The sequence below is a fragment of the Aminobacter sp. UC22_36 genome (assembly GCF_044056035.1).
Taxonomy (GTDB): domain Bacteria; phylum Pseudomonadota; class Alphaproteobacteria; order Rhizobiales; family Rhizobiaceae; genus Aminobacter.
Genome location: NZ_CP171995.1, coordinates 384284 through 408069, shown reverse-complemented (window position 1 = coordinate 408069; position 23786 = coordinate 384284). Strand labels below are relative to the sequence as shown.

Below are 23786 nucleotides of genomic sequence, written 5' to 3'. Positions count from 1 at the left end.
AGAACTGGGTCGGCGAAGCGAACGAAAAGCCGTCGGCCATGCTCAAAGATCGACACTGTTTGGCAGGATCACCAGGTCACGGATCGTGACGTTGCGCGGGCGCGTCAGCATGAAGAGCACAGCATCGGCCACTTCCTTCGGCTGCATCAGGCTGCCATTGGCCAGAGCCTCTTGCATCTTTTCCTTCGGCCAGTCGTCGAGGAGCGCTGTCACCACCGGGCCGGGTAGCACCGCGCCGACACGAACCCCATGCTGGGCCACCTGGCGCCGGGTGCTGTGGACGAAGGCCTGAACGGCGAATTTCGAGGCGGTGTAGATCGGCTCCCAGACGACCGGAACGACACCGGCGATCGAACTGGTGAACAGGATGTCGCCGGATTTCTGCTCGATCATGTAGGGCAGCACCGCATGGACGGAGCGGAAGGCGGCGTTGATGTTGAGGTTGAGCATCCGGTCCCAGGCATCCGGGTCGCCCTCGGCAACCGGGCCGCCAATATAGGCGCCGGCATTGGCGTGGAAGATATCCAGTCTGCCGGCAAGCTCGAGGATCCGCGGCAGCATGCCGGACACTTCGGCCGGCTTGAGCAGGTCGACGACAAGCGGCAGGGCGTTCGGGCCCAATTGCTTGCAGAGCTGCTCCAGCCTGTCCTGTGCGCGGTCGACGAGAACGACCCTGGCGCCTTCGGCCAGAAGCGTTTGTGCGCATGCAAGCCCGATGCCGGAGGCAGCGCCAGTGATGGCGGCGACTTTGCCCTTCATGAGATCTGCCATTTTTGAATACTCCGTTCCGATATGTGGTTCAGGCGCGGCCGTGGCTGACGCGAGAGCGCCGTGCCAGAGAGTCGACGATGACCGCGATTGCCAGGACGCCGCCGGTGATCATGTAGCGAAGCGACGAGCTGAGGTTCAAAAGTGTCAGGCCATTCGAAATCGCCTGGATGACGATGATCCCGAGCAGGGCCGAATAGGCGCTGCCACGTCCACCGAAGAGGCTGGTGCCGCCGATGACGGCTGCCGCGATCGCGTTGAGGTTGACGTCGCCCGTGCCGGCCTGCTGGCTTGACGAGGCAAGCCGTGCAGCCGAAAGCACGCCGCCCAACGCTGCCAGCGTGGAGCAGAGCACGAAGGCGCTCATGTAGATCCGGCGCACATTGATGCCCGAGCGACGGGCCGCTTCCTTGTTGCCGCCGACGGCAAACATCGAGCGACCCCACTGGGTGCGCGTCAGCGCGTAGTTGAGGATGACGGCGAGACCAACGAAGAGCGCGAACATCCACGGCACGCCGCGGCCGAGGTTGAGGTAGAAGACCGCCAGTTCGAGCGCGACGGTCAGCACGACGGCCTTCAGGATCAGCGTGCCGAGCGGCTGGGCCGACAGGTTGGCGGCCTGGCGCTGGCGCATCGTGCGTATGCCCTTGGCGATCATCACCAGCCCCGGCAGCAGCGCCAGCCCGTGCGAAAGCCAGTCCGGCATGATCAGGATCTGGCCGAAGCGAACGAGCGACGAGGCATAGGGAAGGTTGATCGAGCCGGTCGGGCCGAGGATGTAGAGCTGCAGGCCGAGCAGCGCCAAAAGTCCGGCGAGCGTCGCGATGAAGCTTGGCATCCCGAGGCGGTTGTAGAGGGTGGCGTAGAGCATGCCGACGCAAGCACCCACGACAAGGGCTGCGATGATCGCTCCGGCGACGGGCCAGCCCATATTGACCCACAGCACGCCCACCATTGCGGAGGCCAGGCCGCTCATCGAGCCGACCGAGAGGTCGATTTCGCCGAGCACCAGCACGCAGATGATGCCAAGCGAAATGACGCCGACGGTGGCGCAATCAAACAGCAGGTTCACCAAATTGTTGGGCGCAAGGAAAATCGGGTTGAGAGCCGAAAAGACGACCGAAATAACAATCAGGCCGACCGCGACCGGTAGCATGCCGAGGTCGCCAGAACGCACGCGGTCGGCGAAGCCGCGCAGCATGCCGGAGATACCCTCGTCGCGGCGCACGCGTTCATCGCTGCGGTCGAGTTTCTGCCCGCTTTGGGCGAGCTTGTCTGAAATGTTCTGGCTCATGCGGCCCCCTCGCTTGCTTCGTTGACCAGGCCGGCCTTGCGGTCGAGACGTCTGGAGACGGAATTTTCCGTTGCGCCGGTAATTGCGGCGACGAGTTCCTGGCTGGAAGCGTCCGGCAAGAACACCCCGTTGTTCCGTCCAAGCCGCAGCACGACGATGCGGTCCGCTACGGCGCGCACATCTTCCATGTTGTGGCTGATGATGATGACACCGAGGCCGCGCTCGCGGACGCGTTCGATCAGGTTGAGCACTTCGGCCGTCTGTGCGACGCCAAGCGCTGCCGTCGGCTCGTCGAGCATGATGACCTTGGGATTGAGCAGAAGCGAGCGCGCGATAGCCACCGTCTGGCGCTGGCCACCCGACAGGGACGCGATGGGCTCGCGAACGGAGGGAATGCGCGCGGCGAGTTCGCGCAGGAGCCTCCAGGCGCGCACTTCCATGGTGACCTCGTCAAGCGCCCAGGGCGACATCTCGTGGCCGAGAAACAAATTGGCCACGACATCAAGGTTTTCGCACAAGGCCAGGTCCTGGAACACTGTCGCAATGCCGAGGCCAAGTGCCGTGCCGGGACTGTCGAGCGAAACCCCTTGTCCGCAGAATTCTATGGTGCCTGACGTCGGCTGGTGCACGCCGGCGAGGATCTTGACGAGCGTCGACTTGCCCGCGCCGTTGTCGCCCACCAGAGCCACGACTTCGCCGGCGTTGATGTCGAGGTCGATGTCTGTGAGCGCGGATACGGCGCCAAAATTCTTGGAGATGCCGCGCAGTCGCAGCACGGGTTCGCCCTTGGCGGGCATGTTCTTGATGTCAGCTGTCATGGCCTTGACCTCTCGACCGAAAGGCACCCGGCCACGACAAGCGCGGCCGGGCACGAGTTTGCAGCGTCAGTTGATGATGCCGAGTTTGCGGCAACCTTCAACATACTCGCCGGTGCAGACTTCTTCGGGCTTGTTGATGCCCTTGTCGAAAATCTCCGCCTTGATATTTTCGGCCGTGACGACGGCCGGGACGAAGAGCTGCGAGGGCGTATCGTAGAGCTTGTTGGGCGCTTCCGGCGTTTCGCCCTTGAGTAGTTTCACGGCGACATTGGCGGCGGCGGCCGCCACGATTTCAGAAGGCTTCGAGATCGTGTTGTACTGGTCGCCCGAAATGATCAGCTGCAGGGCAGCGATCGTCGCGTCGTTGCCGGTGACCGGCGGGACCGGCTTGACGCCGGCTGCCTTCAACGCCGCGATCGCACCGCCGCCCGTGCCATCGTTGGCGGCAACGATGCCCTTGATCTGGTCGCCGAAGCGGGTGATCTGGCCGGCAGCCCATTCCTGAGCCTTCGGCGGCGCCCAGTCCGGCGTGTCGAATTCGGCAAGTGTCTTGTAGGGCGACGCGTCGAGGGCGGAATCGATGCCGTCGCGAATGAGGCCGGCGGCAGCGTCTGTCGGCGAACCGTTGATCTGGAGCACGCCAGCGCCATCCGGAACGCCGGATGCCTTCAGGTGGTCGACAAGCGACTGCGCGATGGCGCGGCCAATACCTTCATTGTCGAAGGAGACGTAGTAGTCCGCCGGCTTGCTGGGGATCGGGCGGTCATAAGCGATGACCTTGACGTCCTGGGAGTGGGCGATCTCGACCAATGCCGCGGCCGCCGCGGAATCGACCGGATCAAGGACGACGACCTTGGCGCCCTGGGCGATCACCGAATTGAATTGCTGCTGTTGCAGCGCAACATCAGCATTGGCGTTCTGGTAGATGACCGTGCAGCCCGGACAAAGCTTTGCCATCTCGGCCTTGAAGCCGGGGTAGTCATGTTGTTCGTAGCGGGTCGAGGCCTGGTCCGGCATCAGAAACGCAACGGTGGCAGCTTCCTGCGCCATCGCAGCGCTGCCGAGCGTCACGGCCAGGCCGGTCGTGGCAAGCAAGTAAGTAAGCGTCTTCATAAGTTTCCTCCACCAATGATTTGGGCCCGCGAGCCGAGGCTTCCGGACGGGTTGTCAGAGTTCAGGCCGCGCTGCGCCATTTGCCGTGGTGGCGCACGAAATCGAGCGCTGCAGCTTGCGCTGTCGCGTCGCTTGTCCTGGTTTCTGATCCGACTCCTCCCCGAGTCAGCTTAGCTTTGCTGGCAACTTCATCGATTGTGCAAGATTGCTCAATCGATGAAGCAGAATTGCCCCTTATCGCCGTTGATGTCAAGGTGGCTCGGAAGTGGAGACTTATTCGTGAAGCGCAGCACCCAGACAAAAAGAACGACGATCTACGATCTCGCGGAGCTGGCCGGCACGTCGGCTAGTGCTGTGAGTGCTGTTTTGAACGGGAACTGGAAGAAGCGGCGCATCAGCAGTCAGCTTGCACAGAAGATCACGACGCTTGCCGAGGAGCAGGGCTACGCGCTGAACATGCAGGCAAGCGTGCTGCGCCGAGAGCGCTCGAAGATTATCGGCATGATCGTGCCGAAATACGACAACCGCTACTTCGGCTCGATCGTCGAGCGGTTCGAGGCGATGGCGCGCGACCGGGGATTGTTTCCGATCGTCACCTGTACCCGCCGCGATCCGGCGCTGGAAATCGAGGCGGCACGTGCGATGTTGTCCTATCAGGTCGACTGCCTGATCGCCACCGGTGCGACTGATCCAGACAGGATCGTCGATCTGTGCTCGGCTGCTGGTGTCCGTACCGTGAACCTCGACCTGCCGGGTTCACGGGCGCCTTCGGTGATCTCGGACAATTACGGCGGCGCGCTCGAGCTGACGCGGCGGGTGCTTGGCAACAGCGAAAGGAAATTCGGCGAAAAGACCCCGCTGCTGTTTGTCGGAGGGCGCGGAACCGATCACAACACGTCCGAGCGCGTGCGAGGCTTCCGCACGGCCCATGCCGAAGCAGGTATCGAGGTCGATGAAAGGCTCATCCTGACCTGCGGTTACGCGCCAGAGAAGTCCGAGCAAGCCATGAAACGCCTGGCCGAAATCGTCGGTACCTTGCCACGTTGCATGTTCGTGAACTCGACGATTTCGCTCGAAGGGGTCATGCGCTGGCTTCGTGAGTCAGGCCAATACGCCGACCGCATGCCGCTGCTCGGTTGCTTCGACTGGGATCCCTTCGTGGCAATGCTTGGCGATCACATCGAAATGGTTCGCCAGGATGTTCCGACAATGCTTGATGCAGTCTTCGAGATCATCGATTCCGGCGCAACTGAGGTGAAAACGGTTCAGATTCCGCCGATCGTGGAAAAGCTCAGATGGTGAGGGCAAATCCGCTCTGACCCGTCCAACACCCCGGGTGTTTGAGCGAGCGGCTTCAGGCACCGATACTCATTCGCTGTTCGTCAGGTCTATGCCGTTCGGAAGCCGGCCAATCTGCGGCTGAGGATGTGCGTGGCAAGGTGCCCGGTAGCAGCCGTCACCGCGCCTCGCGGCGGGACAACGGCGCAGGCCGCCGCACTCCGCGACGGCCTCGCCAAGCGGCAGGGGTTGTGTGTAGCCGGCTCGGAAAAATACGGCAGATGGGGTATTTTTGACGCGGCGCGCAGAATGCCCGCATCGCTGTGAGCGGCTGTCGCCGTCAATCGGCCAATGACCGACTGGATAGGTTCAGATCCAGCACCGACAGCGTCAAACTGGGGTGCCGCTGTCGGTGAAGCCAAGCATTCGCAGGCGCTGAACCCGACCCGGCCATTGCCCCGGCCTTGAGCCGTGGCGATGGTGCGACAGCCAAATGCGCCGTTTCCGCCAAGCGCGGGTCTATGCCGCGTAGCACCGACATCCTTATCCCATGCCGAAAAACACCTGCGCCGGGGCAGCCGCGCGCCGGCATAGCTGGCGTCTGCGGGCTTAAGAATCTTATTGCATAGACAAAAGAAACGGGTTACGTTTTTATTGTCTAGACAAAAGAGTGTCTCCTCCTTGCGCGCCATCGCAAGCCGGGCAGCGACACCACCACAAATGTCACAAGGGGAACTTGGATGACCGCATCAAGACGCACTTTTCTCAAGGGCCTGGCGGTTGCGCCGGCCATATTCGGCGGTCTCTCGTCGAGCATTGCAGCCTACGCCCAGGAGGCCAAGGCGCATGGCGATCTGATCGTTGCGATCGCCAAGCCGGCCGGAAATCTCGACCCGCACAAGTATATCGGCCTGTGGGCCGTGCAGGACCTGATGTTCGAGCCGCTCATGCGCTACGGCAAGAATGGCCAGATCGAACCGGCCCTCGCGACCGAGTGGGCGGTCGAGGACAACGGCAAGCTGCTCCGCGTCAAGCTTCGGCAAAATGTCACCTTCCAGGACGGCACGCCCTGGAATGCCGATGCCATGATGTGGAATCTGGATCGTTGGATCGGCAAGCCTGCCAACAACTGGATGAATTCATCGCGGCTCTACTCCGGCCACAAGATCGTGGATTCGCACACCGTCGAGCTGCAGTTCAAGGAGCCGGTGCTCGGTTTGCTCTACGAATTCTCCTATGTCCGGCCATCGCGCTTCCTCAGCCCGAAATCGGTCGACAAGGATGGCAATTATCAGGCGCCTGTCGGAACCGGGCCATGGATCCAGGAAACGGCGTCGAATAGCGAAAGCACCTTCAAGCGGTTTGATGGCTATTGGGGCGATCTGCCGACATTCGAGCATGTCGAGCTGAAGGTCCTGCCAGATTCGCGCAGCCGCATGGCAGCGCTTAGGGCAGGTGAGATCGATCTGGCCGGCGGCGACTACCTGGCTCCCATCAAGGCCACCGAGGCCAAGGCGCTGGAAAGTGCCGGCATCCCGGTCACCGTCGAGACCGGAACGACAACGATCGTGCTGGCCTACAATCCCGACCGGAACGAAGCACTGAAAGATGTGCGTGTACGCAAGGCGATCAACATCGGCTTCGACAGGGCGGCAATCGGGCAGGTGCTTTACCAAAGCCTGGCCGAGCCGGCGGGCAGCCTGTTTCCCGCCAATGTTCCGCATTCCGGCAAGCGCTTCGATGTTGCCAAGCGCGACGTAGAGGCGGCCAAGGCGCAGCTCGAGGCGGCAGGCTGGAGCGGTGAGGGGATCCGCGAAAAGGACGGCAAAAAGCTGTCGCTCGAGCTGGTGGTCTCCGAGGAACAGATGGCAGGCTCGCGTTCGCTCGGTGAGATCCTGCAGTCGCAGCTCGGCGAGATCGGCATCGAACTGACGATACGCTCGGTCGACCATGCCTCGCGCCACAGTGACATCCCGGCACGAAAATACGACATGGCGCTGTTCTACACTTTGGGCGCGCCCTACGAGCCGTTCGGAACGCTGGTCGGCCTGTTCTTGTCGACGTTCAACAATGGCGTCGACGGCAAGCTGTTCCTCGATCCGGCAAACCTCGACCCGCTGGTCCTGGCCGCCGCATCGGCTTCGGAAGCCGACGTGGAGGGCGCGACGCAGGCCATCTATGACTGGCTCTACAACGAGGTCGCGATTTCTCCGCTGTTCTACGCGCCGATCATCTGGGCACATGCTCCGCGGGTCCAGGGCTTCACGCCGCCGTCGACGGAATACGATCTTCCCTACAAGAACATCACCTTGGGCGCGTAAGGGCGGATCCGATGCTGACACTCGTCTCGCGCCGCCTTCGCAACTCGCTTGTCCTTTTGGTGCTGGCGACGCTGCTCTGCTTCACCTTGGTGGTATCGGCGCCCGGTAACATTGCGGTCCTGATCGCGGAACTTCGTACGCCCAAGGCCACCTTTGCCGACATCCACAAGATCGAGCTGGAACTGGGGCTCAACGAACCGATCGTAACCCGCTACTCGCACTGGCTCACCGGTGCCTTGCAGGGAAATCTCGGCATTTCCTACAAGACGGGCGAGGACATCGGACCGGCTTTGTCCAGCCGCCTGCCGATCACCGCAACGCTTGTGGCCGGCGGCGCGACCTTTGCGATGCTGTTCAGCTTCGTACTCGGTTTTGCTGGTGCGCTTTGGCCGGGACGGTTCGCCGATGTCGCCACGCGCACCGTCGCCCTGCTTGGCGCCTCGATGCCATCGTTCTTCGTCGGCGCGCTTCTGATCTACGGATTGGCGGTACAGCTTCGGCTGTTGCCGACCTTCGGCTCGGAGGGACTTTCGAGCTGGATCCTGCCCTGGATGACGATCGGACTGTTGCCTGCCGCCGTGCTCAGCCGGGTTGTGCGTGTCGGCCTCGAAGAAGCTATGTCGCGGCCCTTTGCACTGACGGCGGTGGCCAAGGGCCTGACGCGGCGGACGATCCTTGTCCGCCATGCCCTGCCCAACATCGCGCCGACCTACATCAACGCGCTTGGCGCCCAGACTGGAGCGATGGTGGTCGGCGCGGTTGTGGTGGAGCCGCTGTTCGCTCTCAAGGGCGTGGCTGACCTGTTCTTGTCGGGCGTTCTGTTTCGCGACTTCATGGTCGTTCAGGCGTGCCTGCTGGTCTTCATATCGTTCTTCATCCTCCTCAACCTCCTCGTCGACATCGGGATGATGTTCACCGATCCCAAACTTCGGCGTCAGGGAAGCTGACCATGAAATTTCTTCGCGAATTCCTGTCCTACACCTCAAGCCTACCCAGGCTGGCACTCTGGGCGGTCGGCACCTTTCTCTTTCTCGGCGTCTTTGCGCCCTGGCTGACGCCACATGATCCGAATGCCCAGAACCTGCTCCAGGCTCATATGGGCCCATCCTTGGCTCACTGGCTGGGTACCGACCATGTCGGCCGCGACACACTCAGCCGCCTGATCCTGTCGGCGCGAACTTCCGTTGTCGGCATGACCCTGGTTCTGGTGCTGGCACTTTCGGTTGGCGTCACCATCGGCACTGTCGCGGGCTATCGTCGCGGCTGGGTCGAAGAAGGCCTGATGCGCATCGTCGATGTCGGGCTGGCGATGCCCAGCCTTATCGTGGCGCTCGCCGTCATCGGCATCTTCGGCACTGGCTACTGGAACATGATCCTTGCTTTGGCACTCGCCTGGTGGCCGGGCAGCGCGCGCATCAGCCGGGCGGTTGCGGTCAACGTCATGAACAGGCCGCATATCGAGTCCCTGCGGGTGCTCGGCGCGAGTCCTGCCCGGATCTATTTCCATCACTTGCTGCCCGCAACGCTGGGTGCCGTGCTGGTCTATGCGACAGCGGATGCGGGAGCTGTCGCCCTGGCGATCGCAACACTGAGCTTCCTTGGGCTGGGCATCCAGCCGCCAACGCCGGAATGGGGCCAGATGCTCGTCGATGCACTCCCCTATCTCGAGTCTTCGCCGCGTCAGGTCATCCTCCCAGGACTGGCGCTCACCTTGGCCGTGATCGGCTTCAATCTGCTCGGCGAGTCCATTGCGCTGAACCGGGTACCCACCCCGCTTTCACGCAAGACCCTTCGCCAGAGGCGGATCACGGCAGCTGCATGGAAGAAGGCATAACCGGATGGCTTCGATGGATATTCTGAGGGTTTCGGATCTCTCCGTTGATCTGTTCACCCAGCGCTCGGTCATCCGGCCGGTCGACGGCGTCAGCTACTCTGTCGCCGCTGGCGAAACACTCGCCATCGTCGGCGAGAGCGGCAGCGGCAAGACGGTGTTGAACTTTGCTCCGCTCGGCCTGATGCCGACGGGCGTCAACGTCGACATGAGTGGTTCGATCCTGTTCAACGACATCGAGCTGGTCGGCATCGCCGAACCTGCCTTGCGAAAGCTGCGCGGCGGTTCGATCGGCACGATCTTCCAGGATCCGATGAGCGCATTGAACCCCGCTCGCACCATCGGCAGACAGATCGCCGAGGTGACCGAACTGCATATGGGCTTGAGTTCGAGCCAGGCTGAAAGCAGGGCACTCGACCTGCTCAAGCTGGTGCGGATGTCGGACCCTGATGCGCGGCTGAAGCAATACCCCCACGAGCTTTCCGGTGGCCTTCGCCAGCGCGTGATGATCGCCATTGCCGTTGCCGCCGAGCCGAAGCTGTTGATCGCCGACGAGCCGACCACCGCCCTCGACGTCACCGTGCAGGCGCAGATCATCGCCTTGCTGAAGGACCTGCAGAAGCGGCTGAACATGGCCATCGTGCTGATCACCCATGATATGGGCGTGGTCGCCGGCATCGCTTCGCGTGTCGCCGTCATGTATGCCGGCCGGGTCGCCGAATACGGGCCCGTTGGCGATGTTCTGGTCGAACCGCGCCATCCCTACACGATGGGCCTGATCGATGCCATTCCGCGAGCCGACGATGCGCCCGGCTCGTTGTTTCGCGGACTGCCTGGCGCGCCGCCGATCCTGGGCGCGCCGATCCGGGGATGCGCCTTTGCGCCCCGTTGCCATGCGGCAATCGAAAGCTGTCACGTCAGGCGCCCGGCGCTGGTGTCGACGGTCCAACCGCTGGTCGCAGCAGCTTGCCCGATCATCAACAAACAGATCAACGAGGGCGCGTATGTCCAGCACTAAATCAGTCCTGCGCGTCGAAAACCTGGTGACGCGGTTCAAGAGCGTCGAACGCGGCAAATGGATCAAGGCGGTCGATGGCGTCAGCATCGAACTCCGTCCTGGCGAAATCGTTGGTCTTGTCGGCGAATCCGGTTGCGGAAAGTCGACGCTGGGGCGCTCGATCGTCGGGCTCGAACGTCCGCAAAGCGGCCGCATCCTGCTCGACGATGTCGATCTGAGCGGCCTTGGCGGGCGCCAGCTGCGCGAGACCCGACGAGCGGTCCAGTATGTGTTTCAGGATCCTTATGCATCGCTCAACGATCGGCAAACGATCGGCGAGGCGATAACCGAAGCGCTGGTGATCATCGGGGTTCACGACAGGGCCCGGCAGCGCCGGCGGGTTCACGAGTTGCTCGATCAGGTCGGACTGCCCGACACGGTGGCGGAACGCTATCCACGCGAACTGTCCGGCGGTCAACGCCAGCGCGTTGCAATCGCCCGCTCGCTTGCAGTGGAGCCACGCGTGCTGATCTGCGACGAACCGGTCAGCGCGCTCGACCTGTCGATCCGCTCGCAGGTTATGAACCTGTTCCTGAGCCTGCAGAAGGATCTTGGCGTCGCCTGCCTTTTCATCGCTCATGACCTGGCGCTCGTCCGCCAGGCCGCGTCGCGGGTCTATGTGATGTATCTCGGAAAGATCGTCGAGCAGGGGACCTCGCTCGATGTCTACGAAAGACCGACCCATCCCTATACCCGTGCGCTGCTTGCCTCGATCCCCAGTGCCGATCCGCGCATCGAGGCAACGCGCGAGGTTCCGGCACTGCTGGGGGACATTCCGAGCCCGACCAATCCGCCATCCGGCTGCCGGTTTCGAACTCGCTGCCCAAGCGCGATGGAGGCATGCGCTGCAGCCGAGCCACCGACGGTGTGGGTTGGTCCTGGCCATGGTGCGGCATGCATCATCGCCGATCAGATCAGGACGACCGAGGTCGTGCGTCGGCCCGAGCCGCAACGCCTGCCACAGCAATTGTCAGCCTAAGTGCTGGCAACAACACCGACACAGATTCAGTCCGAACGACGGAGGCATCTAGGATGTTTTTGAACAGTGGCACAGCTCATGCGAGCTCGCTGAAGAATGCGCCCGACAACGAAGAGTTCTGGGGCGCGGTGCGCAAGACCATGGAGCCGATGTACACCCACACCCAGTTGGTCAACACCCGGCGCGGCTCGTCGCCGCTCGAAGTGCGTGACCGGGTCAAGTCGCTCGTCGACCTGTCGCTGTCTTACGAGCTCGATGAATACGAGCCGTTTCGCGACCTCAAGGAAAGCGGCTCCTCGCTGACGATCAGGCAGATGCTGGCCGACTATTTCGGCGGCGGCGCCGACGAAATCGCCCTGACGCGCAACGCCATGGAAGGTATCGCCACAGTCTTGAACGGTGTGACGCTGAAAGCCGGCGACGAAGTCATTGCGACGAAATTCTGCTACGATTCAAATCTTGCGATCTTGCGCCAGCGTGTCGAACGCGACGGCATCGTGCTCAAGCTCGTCGATCTGCCCTTCGGTCGCGGCAGTGATGATGAGTTCGTCGAAGCCTTTTCGAACGCCATCACCGAACGGACGCGGCTAATCACATTTCCCCATGTCGTCGTACGCACCGGCCAGGTTCTGCCTGTAAGGCCGCTGGCCGAACTGGCGCGCGCCAAGGGAATATTCAGCTTCGTCGATGGCGCCCATTCGGCCGGGCATATCTGCTTTCGCCTTGATGAACTTGGCTGCGATGCGTTCGCGACCTGCCTTCACAAATGGATGTACGGCCCGCGCGGCACTGGCTTCCTTTATGTCCGGCGCGACAAGATAGCCGACGTTTGGCCGATGTGGGCAAGCTGGTCGAACAAACCGGCAAACTCCATCGAGAAGTTCGAGGAGGTCGGGTCGGTGTTCAAGGCGTTGCCAGCATCAATTCCCGATGCGTTGGCATTCAACCTTCAGATCGGTCAGCAAGAAAAGGCCGCGCGGCTGCGCTATATGCGCAATCGCTGGATGATTCCGCTGAGCAGGCATGAGAAGGTCACGATGCTGACCGACATCGAGGCCGAACCGGGCACCGGCTTTGGCGCATTCGTACTCGACGGCATCGATCACGCGCAGTTCGCCAAGGCGCTGCTCGACGAATTCAAGATCAACGTGCTGTCGTTTGCAATGGATGAAGACCCTTCGCTGAAGGGCATCCATGTCTCGCCTGGCCTGTCGAACAGCCTTGAAGAGATCGATCGCTTCGTCGAAGCGACCCACCTCGTTCTTGGCAGGCTAGGGTCGAATCCTACGCAGGGATGACCAGCAATTCGCGTTCGAGACTGGTGAGCGCCTCCGCGCCGGTGGCGGTCACCAGGAAGGTGTCCTCGCTCATCATGCCGCCCCAGCCGGGGCGGTAGTAGGGTGCCTCGATATTGACCACCATGCCTTCCCGCAGCGCGACGGGATTTGAGGCTGCGATTGTCGGGTATTCATGGCTCTCGATGCCGAGACCATGCCCGACATGGTGACGCTGGTATTGTGGCAGCCCGGCCTGGCGGACGGCTGTCACGGCCTCATCAAACAGCGCATCGGTGGTCACCCCTGGCGCGACCATGGCAGAGGCCTTGCGGTGGCCCATCGAGGTCGCCGCAAAAGCCGAAAGCACATCCTTGCCCGGCTCGCCGACAAAGGCGGTTCGCGCGGTGTCGGACCAGTAGCCGCCGAAAGTGGCGCCGACATCGATGCGGACGATGTCGCCGGCGGCGATCCGCCGCCGGGTCGGATAGGAATCGGCAAGCGCGCTGCGTTCTCCCGACGTCACGACCACGAAGCCTGGCAAGCCGCTTTGCGCGATCATCTCGGAGGATATTCTGGCGGCAAGCTCGCATTCCGTCATGCCCGCCTTGGCGTCGCGCAGTGCGTGGCCGAGAGCGACTTCGGTCAGTGCCGAGGCGCTGCGTAGAAGGCTTATCTCAAGCGGGTTCTTGACCGCGCGGGCGTCGCGGAAAAATGCCGCGGTCGTGTGGGTGTCGATCAGTTGCAGCCCTTGTGCCGAAACGAACTTCGGAGGGCCGCCAAGCACGTTGTCGATGCCGAGCTTGCGCCTGCCACCGGCCAGCTGGGCGATGGCAGCGGACAGCGCTTCGTCGAATGCAGCGAACTCGACGACATCAGTGGCTTTGCGTTCGCGTAGCTCCTGGTCGTCGAAGAAGAAGTTGCCATAGCAAAAATATCGCAAATCCTTGCCGACGGCCTCGGCGGCCGACCAGAGGTCGGCTTTGGGTCCGACGAGAAATCCAGTCGTCCGCAACGAAGACCACCGCCATCTTGAGCAGCCAGCTGGTGTCGAAGCCCATGCTCTTGTAGCCGCTGCAGTAAAAGACATGGTGGGGCTGGGTCGCCACCAGCACGATGCTGCTGTCGCCAAGCTGATTGAAGATGGCTTGCCGGTTTCTGCCGGCCAACTCTTTGACGTCCACCGACGCGCCGTCCATTTGGTCTGCTATGCTCACGGTTGAAGAGGGTTGAACTCGCCGACAAACTCGTTGCGGTCGGCTGGGTAGATCAATTTTACCCAGGTGACCGGCATGGCGTCGGCCCATGTCTGGCGAAGCGACACCAGCAGCGGCGCATTCGCCGCAATGCCGAGTTGCGTAGCCTGTCCTGCCGTTGCGATCTCGGCGCGGATGGTGTGTCGAAGCCGTGTGCAGGGAAGCCTGGCGAGAAGCCAGATGTTCGGCGTTTCGGCCTCGAAATCCGCATCCACCGCATCCGGGGCAGCCTGCAAACTGATGAGCCGTTCCTCCAGCACTTCGGGCTTGCCGAAACCGCTATGCACCGCATGAAGGCGCAGCAGCGGCGTGCCTGCCTCTACCTCCGGCCAGAAAGGCGTGTCTGCGCCGGCTGTGATGACGGATGAGCCAACAACCCGGTAGGCATAAGTCCTGCCCTTGGCTTCGATATCTTGCCTGATATCGAGATAGCCGATCACCGCATGCGATTCCGTGGTCTGGGCGACGCGCGTTCCCTGCTTGCGCCGACGCTCCAAAAGCCCTGCTTCGGTGAGCTTGGACAGCGCCTTGCTGACGGTTGCCCGGGTCGTCGAGAATTTTTCCAGCAGCGTGTGCTCGGAGGGGATGCGGTGGCCGGCGGGCCAGCGCCCGCTCATGATCTCGGCACGAACCGCGCGCTCGATCTGCCTGTAGATCGGACCATTGCCGTCCAGCTCGATCGTGTCAGCCAATTCAGTGTTTGCTTCTTGGTCTGTCAACGCCCCGCAAACCCCTCGAAAACGTTTTTCAATCGACGCGATTGTATTGTCTACACATAAGACAGCACGTTGATTGCTGCAAGCTTCCAAGCGCTTCACTATCGCCGCGAGCGCGGTGTGGTCAGCTCAAGAGGATGGTCGCCAAGGAATGGTACCTAGCGTCGATAAAGACGCTGGCGGGATTCATAGAGATACTGCAGGCCGATGATCACTGCAGCGATCAAGAGGTAAAAAACCGAAACGACCAGCAGCACTTCGATTGCCTTGTAGGTCTCGGCGATGATCGTGGTCGACGCGGCCGTCAATTCGTCGATGGCGACCAGGCTGGCAAGTGAACTCCCCTTGACCATCTGGATGGCGTTGGAAAACAGCGACGGTGCAGCCAGCCTGTAGGCCTGCGGGATCATGACCTTCCAGTAGGTTGCGAACGGTCGGAGGCCGAGCGCCTTGGCGGCATCGAGCTGGCCTGCAGGCACGCTTTCGAGGCCGGAGCGCAGGAATTCGAGATTGTAGGCGGTTGAGGCGAAGATCAGGCCGATCAGCGCGGAGGGTATCGGTTCGAGATAAATACCGAGCCGGGGCAGGCCGTAATAGAGCGCAAACAGCAGTGCCAGCACCGGTGCCGCCCGGGCAAAGAAGCTGTAGGCGATGATCAGCCGTCGGAAGGCGCCATTGGGCCGCTGCATGTAGATGGCGAGCGGCAGCGCCAGGAGGTTCGACACGACAATGACGACCACAGAAATCAGCAGCGTCATGCCAAGCCCGTTGAGCAGCATGCGCTGGTAGCCGGGGTCGAGCAGGATACTCATCGTGCCACCGCCTGCTTCGGCTTGCGCTCGTTGAAAACGAGCAACGGCGTGACGATCAGGATATAGAGCCCGACTGCCAGCGTCAGGAAGGTGAAAGGCGCGTTGGTGGCGGCGATGCCCTGCTTGGTGACATAGAGGATTTCGCTGACCGACACCGCCGAGGCGATCGACATGCGCTTGACCGTGCCGATGGCGTAGGTGATCCAGCCCTTGCGTGCCAGCGGCAGGACCTGCGGGATGAGGACGCGCCGGAACACGACCTGTGCTGGCAGGCCGAGCGCCTTGCCGGCCTCATACTGGCCGAAGGGGATCGTTGCCAGAGCGCCCTTGAACACCTGGTAGTCGAAGGCGATGCCAACCAGGGTGAAGGCGATGATGGTCGAGCCGATAGGGCCGAAATCGATGCCGATTTGCGGCCCGCCGAAGAAAAACAGGAACAGCACGACAAGTTCCGGCACCGAGCGGAAGAAGGCGCTGAATGCCTCGATGCCGTTCCTGAGCCAGGACTTTTCGCGGCCGTAGTGGACGAGTGACAGAAGCAGCCCGAAGATTGCCGACAGCGTGAAGACAACCGCCGACAGCGCAATAGTCAAAGCCGCCGCAACCAACAGTCGCGGCAGCCACGCAAGTGCGATTTCCATGTTCCGCCGCCCCGCGCGGAAAGCCCGCTACTGAGCCTTCGACCAGTCAATCGAAGCGCCGAACCACTTGTCGGCTAGGCCCTGCAGCGTGCCGTCCTTGCGCCATGTCTCGAACAGGGCGTCGATGGCTTCGGCCAGCGGCTTGTTCTTGTTGTTGACGGCCACGCTCTGGGTGATGGTGGCAAGCAGGTCGTCGAGCGTCACAGCTCCCGTCAGCTTGCCCGACTTGGCGAGATATTTCGGCCCGAGAAAGTCGTGCGCAGCAAAATCGATGCGACGGTTCTCAAGGTCGAGGAACAGCTCCGTCGAACCGGGATATTCGCGGCTCTCGGTGACGCAGTCAGCCGGCAGCTTTTCCTTGGCGACCTTCTGGAAGGAACCGCCGCGCACGGCACCCATGACCTTGCCGCAAACATCCTTCCAGCCCGTGATGCCGGTGTCGGCCTCGCGACGCGTGATGGCCGCGCCGTTGACGATGTAGGGCGACAGCAGGAAGAAGTCCTGCGAAGCCAGACGCTCCGGCGTGCGGGTCACGCCCGAAGCGATGAGGTCGAAGCGGCCTGCCGTGAGGCCTGGCAAAAGCCCGGCGAAGTCGAGCTTTTCGAACTTCGCGGTGAGGCCGAACTGCTTGGCGACAAGATTGACGACGTCGATGTCGAAGCCTTCAAGCTCGCCCGCGGCATTGGTCATGCTGAAAGGCGGCGCCGAGCCCGACGTGCCGACCGTGATGGTGTCGGCGGTAACGAGGGCGGCCTTGTAGTCCTGCGCACTTGCTGCACTCACGCCGAAAACCGCAATGAGGGCCAGCAGGGCTGTCCGCGCAATTCCCATGATCACTCCTTTGATGGGCTGCTTGAAAACAGAATGTTTGGGTTATATCACAAACCGCTAAAGCCACCAAGGACGGCGGCCAATTTGGATACAATAGATTCTGGAGAATCTGTTTCTCAAGAACGGCCGTTCCGAAAGTTCGAGGTTTTGTGAAATGGAACTGCGTTTCAAGCTCAACCACCTGTTTCAGGGGCAGAATTCGCCGTTCCTGCATGCCGTCGACGCCGGCTATTTCGGCGATCATGGCCTGTCTTGCACCTTCGTCGAGGGTTTCAGCTCGTCGCTGGTGACACGCGCTTTGGTGGGCGGTGAAGCTGACATCGGATACGGTGATGTATCCTCGGTTTTCGAGCGCGCCCTGCGCACCGGCGAGACCGAGATCTCCTGCCTCGTGCCGATCTATGAGCACACGCCCTGCTGCCTCGGTTATCTCTCCCAGGGCAAGCGCCTGACGCTCGCCGACATTCCCGGCAGCACTTTGTGCGGGCCGAACGGCGACACGTCGGCGCGCCTGCTGCCGCTGCTGCTCAAGCGCAACGGCTTTGCACCCGACAGCTATAGCTATCTCGGCGTCCAGCCGGAGGAACGCGACCGGCTGGTGGCGTCACGTTCGGTGCTTGCCGCGACCTGTTTCGATGCGACGCTGAAGTTTGCCATGCAGATGCGCGGCCACGACACCAGCGCCCTCGAATTCCTCTACTTCGCCGACAACGGGCTCGACACCTACTCGGGCGCGCTGGTAGCGCTCAACTCGGTGCTGGACAAGGAGCCGGGCCTGGCCGGCAAGCTGCAGGCGATCGCCCGCAAGGCCTGGCACGATTGCCTGGCGAACCCACAGCTCGGCGTCGATGCAGTGGTCAGGCGTTCGCCTGACATGGACCCCGAAATCGTTCGCAACCAGCTGAGCTGGATCCTCGAGCACCAGGTCTTCCCTGATGGGGCGCGGCCGATGGAGTTCGACCTCAACGGTGCCAAGATGGCCGATACGCTCGAATGCGCGGCTTTTTCGGTTGGTGCGGATGCACGTCGGCCGGCCGAAGGGCTGCCGGCTGCGGTATGCCGAAACTAGGCAAAGCGACAGGCCAGGCAGCCATCGTGCCGCCTGGCTAACGGCTGGCCGATTGCGTCGGTCTCATGGTCGTGACCAGCGACGAGATCGCATGTTCGCTGTTGGCCGATTTCCATCTTGATGTCGTCAGCTTGGGCACGCCTCCAGCACGTCTTTGCGCGCAATGAGGCGCGCGCCGGTGTCGGCGTCGAAAAGGTGGACGTGGTCCAGATCGGGGACCACCGAAATTGTCTGTCCCGGGCGCACGTCGATGCGCTCGCGGAATACGCCGACAATGTTGTTTTCGCCGAGTTTGGCGAATACCTGGGTTTCCGAGCCGGTCGGTTCGATCACCTCTACCGTGAGCGGGACGGCATTGGCGCCGCCGAGTACGAGGTGCTCGGGGCGGATGCCATAGACCGCCGATCGACCGGCGCCGTCAGTCGGGATGTTCTTGAGCGGAAGCCTGAAGCCGTCATCGGTAACAAAGGTCTTGCTGCCATCTGCAGCGATGCGGCCGCTAAGAAAATTCATTGCAGGCGAGCCGATGAAGCCAGCGACGAACAGGTTGACCGGGCGGTCGTAGAGGTCGAGCGGGGTACCGATCTGTTCGACGATCCCGTCATGCATCACCACGATCCTGTCGGCCATCGTCATCGCCTCGATCTGGTCGTGGGTGACGTAGACGGTAGTCGTCTTCAGCCGCTGATGCAGGGCCTTGATTTCGGTGCGCATCTGGACGCGCAATTTGGCGTCGAGGTTGGACAGCGGTTCGTCGAACAGGAAGACCTGCGGGTTGCGCACGATGGCGCGCCCCATGGCGACGCGCTGCCGCTGGCCGCCGGAGAGCTGGCGTGGGTAACGCTGGAGCAGCGGCGTCAGGCTGAGCATCTCGGCGGCGTTGCGAATGCGCGCGTCGATTTCAGCCTTGGGAATGCGGGCGAGCTGCAGCGAAAAGGCCATGTTGTCGTAGACCGTCATATGCGGATAGAGCGCATAGGACTGGAACACCATGGCGACGTCGCGGTCCTTTGGTGCGACGTGGTTGACGAGGCGGTTGCCGATCTGGATGTCGCCGTCGGTGACGGTCTCAAGGCCGGCGATCATGCGCAGCAGCGTTGATTTTCCGCAGCCTGAGGGACCGACGAGAATGACAAACTCGCCGTCAGGAATGTCGATCGACACGCCGTGCAGGACGGCAGTCGTGCCATAGGATTTGCGAACGTCGCGGATATCGATCTGGGCCATCTTCTGTCTCTCCCTCAGGATGCGGCGTTGGTGGGTTCGATCAGCACCACAGGTTGGCGCTGATCGCTGCGTCAGTCGATTGGCGGCGGCAGCGGCAGATCGATCGGCTCGTCGAAGGTGCGGCTGAGCTTGCCCCAGCCCGGGTCGCGCATATGGCCTTGCAGGCCGGCGCGTTCGACCAGGGCGCGGGCCTCGCGCTCGCCGAAATCGAGTGCGTCGCGCATATCGGTGGTCAGCACCTGGCGATCCTGCATCAGGACCTTGCCGTCGACGATGACGGTTTCCACGTCCGATCCGACGGCCTGGTACATCAGGCGGTGCACGAACATCCAGTTGGGCGTCAGGTGCGGCTGGCGCATGTCGATAATGGTGACGTCGGCCTTCTTGCCGGCCTCGAGGGAGCCGATCTCATGTTCGAGCCCGAGCGCCCTGGCGGCGTCCACGGTGATCATTTCGAGCAGCTTGCCGGGCGGCAGCAGGTATTGGTCGGCATGCAGGAACTGCTGGCCGAACTGCGCCATGCGCGCCATCTGGAACATGTCGAAGGGGCGGCGCGGCGCGGTTCCATCCGAGGTGATGGCGACATTCACGCCCTTGGAGATCATGTCGAGGATCGGAGCGCGGCCACCTGGCGAATGGGTCATATGGGTGCCGGTCTCGGCAAGGATATCGACCTCCTCATGCGACAGGCCGATGCAATGCTGCAGGTGCACATCGGGGCCGAGCAGGGCGTTTTCCTTGTCCTGGAAGGCCATGCGGACATGGCCGGCGAAGGCGTCGGAATGGATGCGCACACCCCATTTGCGGGCGGTCTCGCGGACACGGCGCGCCTGCATGCGGTCGTCGGCGGTGAGCCTGGTCGCCTTGTCGGGTGTCGTCGGGTTGGACGGGTCGACCGAAGGCACGATGGTGAACGGGGTCAGGTAGACCTTGATGCGGCCATCGGCGCTGCCATGGCAGGCTTCGATCACCGCTTCTGCACCTTCGATCATCTCTTCGAAGCTGATGTTCCGGCGCTCCGGCTTGCCGGTCTCCCAGCGCGTGACCGGATGCGGCCAGGGCAGCCCGGCCGGGCCGACGCAGAGAATCTCGCGGATGCCGACTTCCGAATAGGCGCGGGCATGGTTGATGCCGAATACCGGATCGTCGCTGCGTGGCATCGAGGCAATGATGCTGGCGCCGGTGGTCACACCGGCACGCAGGCGTTCGAGGCCCGACACCAGGCCGTCGGCGTACCAGAAGTCGCGCGTGGTGTAGTGGAAGTAGGTCGGGGTGACGATGCGCATCCACACCGACGGGCTGTCGGCGCCGATGGTCTTGATCAGCGAATGACCGGCATGGCCGTGGGCGTCGACGAGCCCTGGAATGATTAGTTTGCCCCTGCAGTCGATCACCTTCTTGCCGACGTGTTTTGGTTCGAGGTCGGCCGAGGTGCCGACCTCGACGATGTGGTCACCTGAAATGGCAACCGCTCCGTCCTCGATGATGCGGCGCTCGCGGTCGACGGTGATGACGGTACCGTGGAGGAGTAGAAGGTCGGTCATGGCTGGATTCTCCTGAGGGCATTCGGCAGGCGTTCGATCGGCGTGTCCTGGTTCCAGGGCACATCGCGCCGTCCGAACTTTGCCGCCATGGCAAGGACTGAAGCGTATTCGCCAAGAGCGATATCGGGCTGGGCGCTAAGCCACGCCGGATCGAAGACCGGCATGGCGAACTGGCCGCTGTGCATCTCGATCCACACCCGGGCGTCGGGCATCAGCGCCAGGATCGTTTTCCAGTCGAGAACGCCTTCGCCGATAGGCGCCAGGTATCGGCGGATGCCGCCATCCTGGAACCGGACGATGGCGTCGTCGACATGAACCTGCGCGACGTAGGGCGCTACACGATGTGCAGCCTCGATCGGATCCTCGAGACGGCACACGACATTGACTGGATCGAAGGCGATACCGAGCAGGTCGGGGCCGACTGTCCTCACCAGCGAGACGGCCTCCGAAGTGGTGATCTCCTCGTGGGTCTTCAGCAGCAGTTTCGATTTGCATTCACGCAGCACGGGTGCGCAGCGCAACAGCATGGCCGCAAGCGCCTGGCGCTGGTCGCTCCAGCTCACGGTTTCATGGAAACGCTCTTCGATCATGCCGATGACAAAGAACATGTCATGGATGCCGATGTCGGCGGCGAGCCGGACCAGGCGTTTGACGCCCGTCTCGAGATCGCCGCCGCCTGCCGTGGCGACGGGCTCGCCACGGAAAGGCAAGGCAGGGTTGAGCACGCCCAGCATCGAGGAGATATAGAGGCCAAGTCGGTCAGCCTCGACACGCACCGCGCGCAGTTCCGCCGGATCAAGCGTGGGGCTCAAGTCGAACAGCGAGTTGAACAGCACGCCCTTGAGGCCTTTCTGCGCGGCGGCTCGCAAGGCTTCGTGCGCGCCCAGGCCCCGGCCATCAGGCAATGAACTCTTGACGATGCCGATCATGCTTCTGCCTCGAGCGGAAGCTGCAGCTCGGTACAGACGGCGCGCAGATGGGCCGTGCTCTTCTTGATGGTGGCGACAGACTCGTCGTAGTCGAAGGGTGCGGCGACGTAGGCATCCCAACTCGGCACGTCGCCCGAAGCGATACGGCCGCCATAGGCCTGTACGAGTTCGAGGAAGGCGGCATATTCCTCGATGCTCAGGTCCGGATGGTTCGCCAGCCAGTCGCGATCGAAGACCTCGAGCAAGGTGTGGCGCGGCACGAAATTTGCCTCGCGCGGGCCGGCGCACTCGAGTGACAGGTTCAGCGTCGGGTTGTGCGCGGCGAGTACTTTCAGGATTTCGCGGAAATCGACAACACCGTCGCCGCAGGCGCGCGACTGGATGGTGACGCCGCCGGGGACATGGGCGAGATAGGCATCCTTGATGTGCGTCTGCCTGACATAGGGCGCGACACGTCGGGCGGCGAAGACGGGATGTTCGGCGCGCTGCATCGGGTTGAGCGTGTCGAGCACGACGCCCATGACGTCCTCGCCCACGGCCTCGATCAGCCGCAGCAGCTCGAAAGTGGTGATCTCCTCATGCGTTTCCATGTTCATGTGCACGCCGAGGTCGCGAGCGATCGGCGCGAGCTTGAGCAGGAAGGTCTTCGTCGCTTCGAGCTGCTCCGGCCAGGTCACATCGGTACGGAAGCGGTCATAGGCAAAGCGGGCGCTGTAGACCGGCTTGTAGTTGGCCGTGGCGATCCATAGCTCGGTGCAGCCGATCGCAACGCAGGCTTCCATCATCCGGCGGAAACCCAGAACGATGTCGCCATCACCCATCAGGCGGAGTTCTGGTGCTTCCGGGCTGGCGTAAGGATTGACCTTGCCGAGGCCGGTCTCGACATACATGCCAAGCTCGTCGGCGCGGCCACGGATGGCGCGAAGTTCGCCGAGATCAAGCGTCGGGCTCATGTCGAGCACGGTGCGGTAGAACAGGCCGGCCATGCCGAGGCTCTTGCCGTGATCGAGACTGCCGATGGGGCCGCGTTTTGCTGCTTCAGGGATCTTGCGGCCGTCGATGCCAATCCTCATTTCCGGATTTTCCTATTTCAGGTTCGTTGGATGCGGTCGGTGCCAGCGCGGCGCCGGGTTATTTCATGCCTGATGTAACGAGACCGCGGACGTAGTAGCGCTGCAGCACGATCGACAGGATGACGAGTGGGATCGTCACGGCGGTTGCCGCTGCAAACAGCGGGCCATCCATCGGCGAGTTGGGGATCGACTTGAGGTTGGCGATGGCCACCTGGGCGATCTGCTTGTTGGGGTCCTGCATGATGACAAGCGGCCAGAGATAGGCGTTCCACGACCAGATGAACTGGATCAGCACCAGCGTTGCCAAAGTGGGGCGCACGTTGGGCAGGGCGATGGAAAAGAAGATACGCAACGGGCTTGCGCCATCGAGCCGGGCGGCTTCCTCCATTTCAACAGGGATATCGCGGAAAGCCTGGCGCATCAGGAAGATGCCGAAGGGATTGCAGGCAAACGGCAGGAACAGCGCCGGGTAGGTGGAGACAAGGCCGAGCCAGTGCATGATCCGGTAGAGCGGGACGATGATGGCTTCGACCGGCACGAATGCCGTCAGCAAAAGCAGCCCGAACACGACATCGCGGAATGGAAAGTTGAGACGAGCGAAGGCGTAGCCGGCAAGCGACGAGGTGATCACCGCGACGCTGACCTGGCCGCAGGCGGCGATCAGCGTGTTGAGCAGGTTGCGTTGAAAATTCAGCTCGCTGAAGAGATAGACATAGTTTTCGAGCGTCGCCTTCAACGGCACGAAGGACGACCACGACAGCGGGTAGGTCCCGGTGATGATGTCATCGGTTGACTTGAGCGACGACATGGCCGCCCAGAGGATCGGAAAGGCGAACACCGCGCCGACCACGGCAAGCAGCAGGATGCTGGCGCCATGGCGCAGGAAGGCAGCACGGCGCGCGGTGCGGTCAACGCCATTTTCCGCCTGCAGGGTCAGGGAGGATATGGTCATGGC

At 62.4% G+C, this 23786-nt stretch carries 23 protein-coding genes; 8 read left to right on the top strand and 15 right to left on the bottom strand.

Translation table 11 applies throughout. From position 1 onward, the window contains the following. Positions 1-42 precede the first annotated feature (42 nt). From ACHMW7_RS01915 to ACHMW7_RS01900, 4 genes are all read right to left on the bottom strand, one after another. Positions 43-771, bottom strand: a complete 729-nt coding sequence (locus ACHMW7_RS01915) for an SDR family oxidoreductase (protein ID WP_395446201.1) — start codon at positions 769-771, stop codon at positions 43-45. 28 nt (positions 772-799) lie between these two features. Next, positions 800-2062, bottom strand: coding sequence for a sugar ABC transporter permease (locus ACHMW7_RS01910; protein WP_395446200.1), 1263 nt, complete (start codon positions 2060-2062; stop codon positions 800-802). After that, positions 2059-2880, bottom strand: a complete 822-nt coding sequence (locus ACHMW7_RS01905) for an ATP-binding cassette domain-containing protein (RefSeq protein WP_395446199.1) — start codon at positions 2878-2880, stop codon at positions 2059-2061. The genes ACHMW7_RS01910 and ACHMW7_RS01905 overlap by 4 nt, the downstream gene beginning before the upstream one ends. 66 nt (positions 2881-2946) lie before the next feature. Next, the gene (locus tag ACHMW7_RS01900) at positions 2947-3993 is read right to left on the bottom strand and encodes a sugar ABC transporter substrate-binding protein (RefSeq protein WP_395446198.1); all 1047 of its coding nucleotides are present in this window, start codon (positions 3991-3993) and stop codon (positions 2947-2949) included. Between the two features lie 279 nt (positions 3994-4272). Between ACHMW7_RS01900 and ACHMW7_RS01895 the strand changes: the two genes are divergently transcribed. The 7 genes from ACHMW7_RS01895 to ACHMW7_RS01865 all read left to right on the top strand — a co-directional run bounded on the left by ACHMW7_RS01895 (position 4273) and on the right by ACHMW7_RS01865 (position 12757). Beyond that, complete coding sequence (locus ACHMW7_RS01895; protein ID WP_395446699.1) at positions 4273-5295, top strand: LacI family DNA-binding transcriptional regulator; 1023 nt, start codon at positions 4273-4275, stop codon at positions 5293-5295. Between the two features lie 716 nt (positions 5296-6011). Then, the gene (locus ACHMW7_RS01890) at positions 6012-7592 is read left to right on the top strand and encodes an ABC transporter substrate-binding protein (protein WP_395446197.1); all 1581 of its coding nucleotides are present in this window, start codon (positions 6012-6014) and stop codon (positions 7590-7592) included. An 11-nt stretch (positions 7593-7603) separates the two neighbouring features. Next, on the top strand, positions 7604-8539 hold the full coding sequence (locus tag ACHMW7_RS01885) for an ABC transporter permease (RefSeq protein WP_395446196.1): 936 nt from the start codon (positions 7604-7606) through the stop codon (positions 8537-8539). Between the two features lie 2 nt (positions 8540-8541). Then, the gene (locus ACHMW7_RS01880) at positions 8542-9426 is read left to right on the top strand and encodes an ABC transporter permease (RefSeq protein ID WP_395446195.1); all 885 of its coding nucleotides are present in this window, start codon (positions 8542-8544) and stop codon (positions 9424-9426) included. Between the two features lie 4 nt (positions 9427-9430). Then, complete coding sequence (locus tag ACHMW7_RS01875) at positions 9431-10441, top strand: ABC transporter ATP-binding protein (protein WP_395446194.1); 1011 nt, start codon at positions 9431-9433, stop codon at positions 10439-10441. Continuing rightward, positions 10428-11459: an ABC transporter ATP-binding protein gene (locus ACHMW7_RS01870; RefSeq protein WP_395446193.1), complete on the top strand. Its 1032-nt coding sequence runs from the start codon at positions 10428-10430 to the stop codon at positions 11457-11459. Before ACHMW7_RS01875 ends, ACHMW7_RS01870 begins: the two co-directional genes overlap by 14 nt. A 53-nt stretch (positions 11460-11512) precedes the next feature. Further along, positions 11513-12757, top strand: a complete 1245-nt coding sequence (locus ACHMW7_RS01865) for an aminotransferase class V-fold PLP-dependent enzyme (protein ID WP_395446192.1) — start codon at positions 11513-11515, stop codon at positions 12755-12757. On the opposite strand, the gene ACHMW7_RS01860 is transcribed toward ACHMW7_RS01865, so the two are convergent. The 6 genes from ACHMW7_RS01860 to ACHMW7_RS01835 all read right to left on the bottom strand — a co-directional run bounded on the left by ACHMW7_RS01860 (position 12744) and on the right by ACHMW7_RS01835 (position 16989). Continuing rightward, positions 12744-13676 carry a M24 family metallopeptidase gene (locus ACHMW7_RS01860; RefSeq protein ID WP_395446191.1) on the bottom strand — a complete coding sequence of 311 codons (933 nt, stop codon included), beginning with the start codon at positions 13674-13676 and terminating at the stop codon, positions 12744-12746. The two genes, ACHMW7_RS01865 and ACHMW7_RS01860, sit on opposite strands and share 14 nt — an antisense overlap. Continuing rightward, complete coding sequence (locus ACHMW7_RS01855; protein ID WP_395446190.1) at positions 13609-13932, bottom strand: hypothetical protein; 324 nt, start codon at positions 13930-13932, stop codon at positions 13609-13611. The genes ACHMW7_RS01860 and ACHMW7_RS01855 overlap by 68 nt, the downstream gene beginning before the upstream one ends. A 14-nt stretch (positions 13933-13946) precedes the next feature. Continuing rightward, complete coding sequence (locus ACHMW7_RS01850; protein ID WP_395446189.1) at positions 13947-14798, bottom strand: UTRA domain-containing protein; 852 nt, start codon at positions 14796-14798, stop codon at positions 13947-13949. Between the two features lie 65 nt (positions 14799-14863). Further along, positions 14864-15517 carry an amino acid ABC transporter permease gene (locus ACHMW7_RS01845; protein WP_395446188.1) on the bottom strand — a complete coding sequence of 218 codons (654 nt, stop codon included), beginning with the start codon at positions 15515-15517 and terminating at the stop codon, positions 14864-14866. Then, a complete protein-coding gene (locus ACHMW7_RS01840; protein ID WP_395446187.1) occupies positions 15514-16158 on the bottom strand; it encodes an ABC transporter permease subunit in 645 nt (214 codons plus the stop codon). The genes ACHMW7_RS01845 and ACHMW7_RS01840 overlap by 4 nt, the downstream gene beginning before the upstream one ends. Positions 16159-16185: 27 nt before the next feature. Then, positions 16186-16989 carry a substrate-binding periplasmic protein gene (locus tag ACHMW7_RS01835; RefSeq protein ID WP_395446186.1) on the bottom strand — a complete coding sequence of 268 codons (804 nt, stop codon included), beginning with the start codon at positions 16987-16989 and terminating at the stop codon, positions 16186-16188. Positions 16990-17143: 154 nt separating this feature from the next. Here ACHMW7_RS01835 and ACHMW7_RS01830 point away from each other — a divergent pair, with 154 nt between their 5' ends. Beyond that, positions 17144-18058: an ABC transporter substrate-binding protein gene (locus ACHMW7_RS01830; RefSeq protein ID WP_395446185.1), complete on the top strand. Its 915-nt coding sequence runs from the start codon at positions 17144-17146 to the stop codon at positions 18056-18058. 126 nt (positions 18059-18184) lie between these two features. Here ACHMW7_RS01830 and ACHMW7_RS01825 read toward each other — a convergent pair whose 3' ends face one another. The 5 genes from ACHMW7_RS01825 to ACHMW7_RS01805 form a co-directional block, all read right to left on the bottom strand. Next, positions 18185-19285, bottom strand: a complete 1101-nt coding sequence (locus tag ACHMW7_RS01825; protein WP_395446184.1) for an ABC transporter ATP-binding protein — start codon at positions 19283-19285, stop codon at positions 18185-18187. A 71-nt stretch (positions 19286-19356) separates the two neighbouring features. Continuing rightward, the gene (locus ACHMW7_RS01820) at positions 19357-20829 is read right to left on the bottom strand and encodes an amidohydrolase family protein (protein ID WP_395446183.1); all 1473 of its coding nucleotides are present in this window, start codon (positions 20827-20829) and stop codon (positions 19357-19359) included. Then, positions 20826-21758, bottom strand: a complete 933-nt coding sequence (locus ACHMW7_RS01815; RefSeq protein ID WP_395446182.1) for a sugar phosphate isomerase/epimerase family protein — start codon at positions 21756-21758, stop codon at positions 20826-20828. The genes ACHMW7_RS01820 and ACHMW7_RS01815 overlap by 4 nt, the downstream gene beginning before the upstream one ends. Beyond that, positions 21755-22831 (bottom strand): sugar phosphate isomerase/epimerase family protein, encoded by a 1077-nt coding sequence (locus ACHMW7_RS01810; RefSeq protein ID WP_395446181.1) that lies wholly within the window; start codon positions 22829-22831, stop codon positions 21755-21757. Before ACHMW7_RS01810 ends, ACHMW7_RS01815 begins: the two co-directional genes overlap by 4 nt. A gap of 58 nt (positions 22832-22889) precedes the next feature. Continuing rightward, on the bottom strand, positions 22890-23783 hold the full coding sequence (locus ACHMW7_RS01805) for a carbohydrate ABC transporter permease (protein WP_395446180.1): 894 nt from the start codon (positions 23781-23783) through the stop codon (positions 22890-22892). Between the last annotated feature and the right edge of the window lie 3 nt (positions 23784-23786).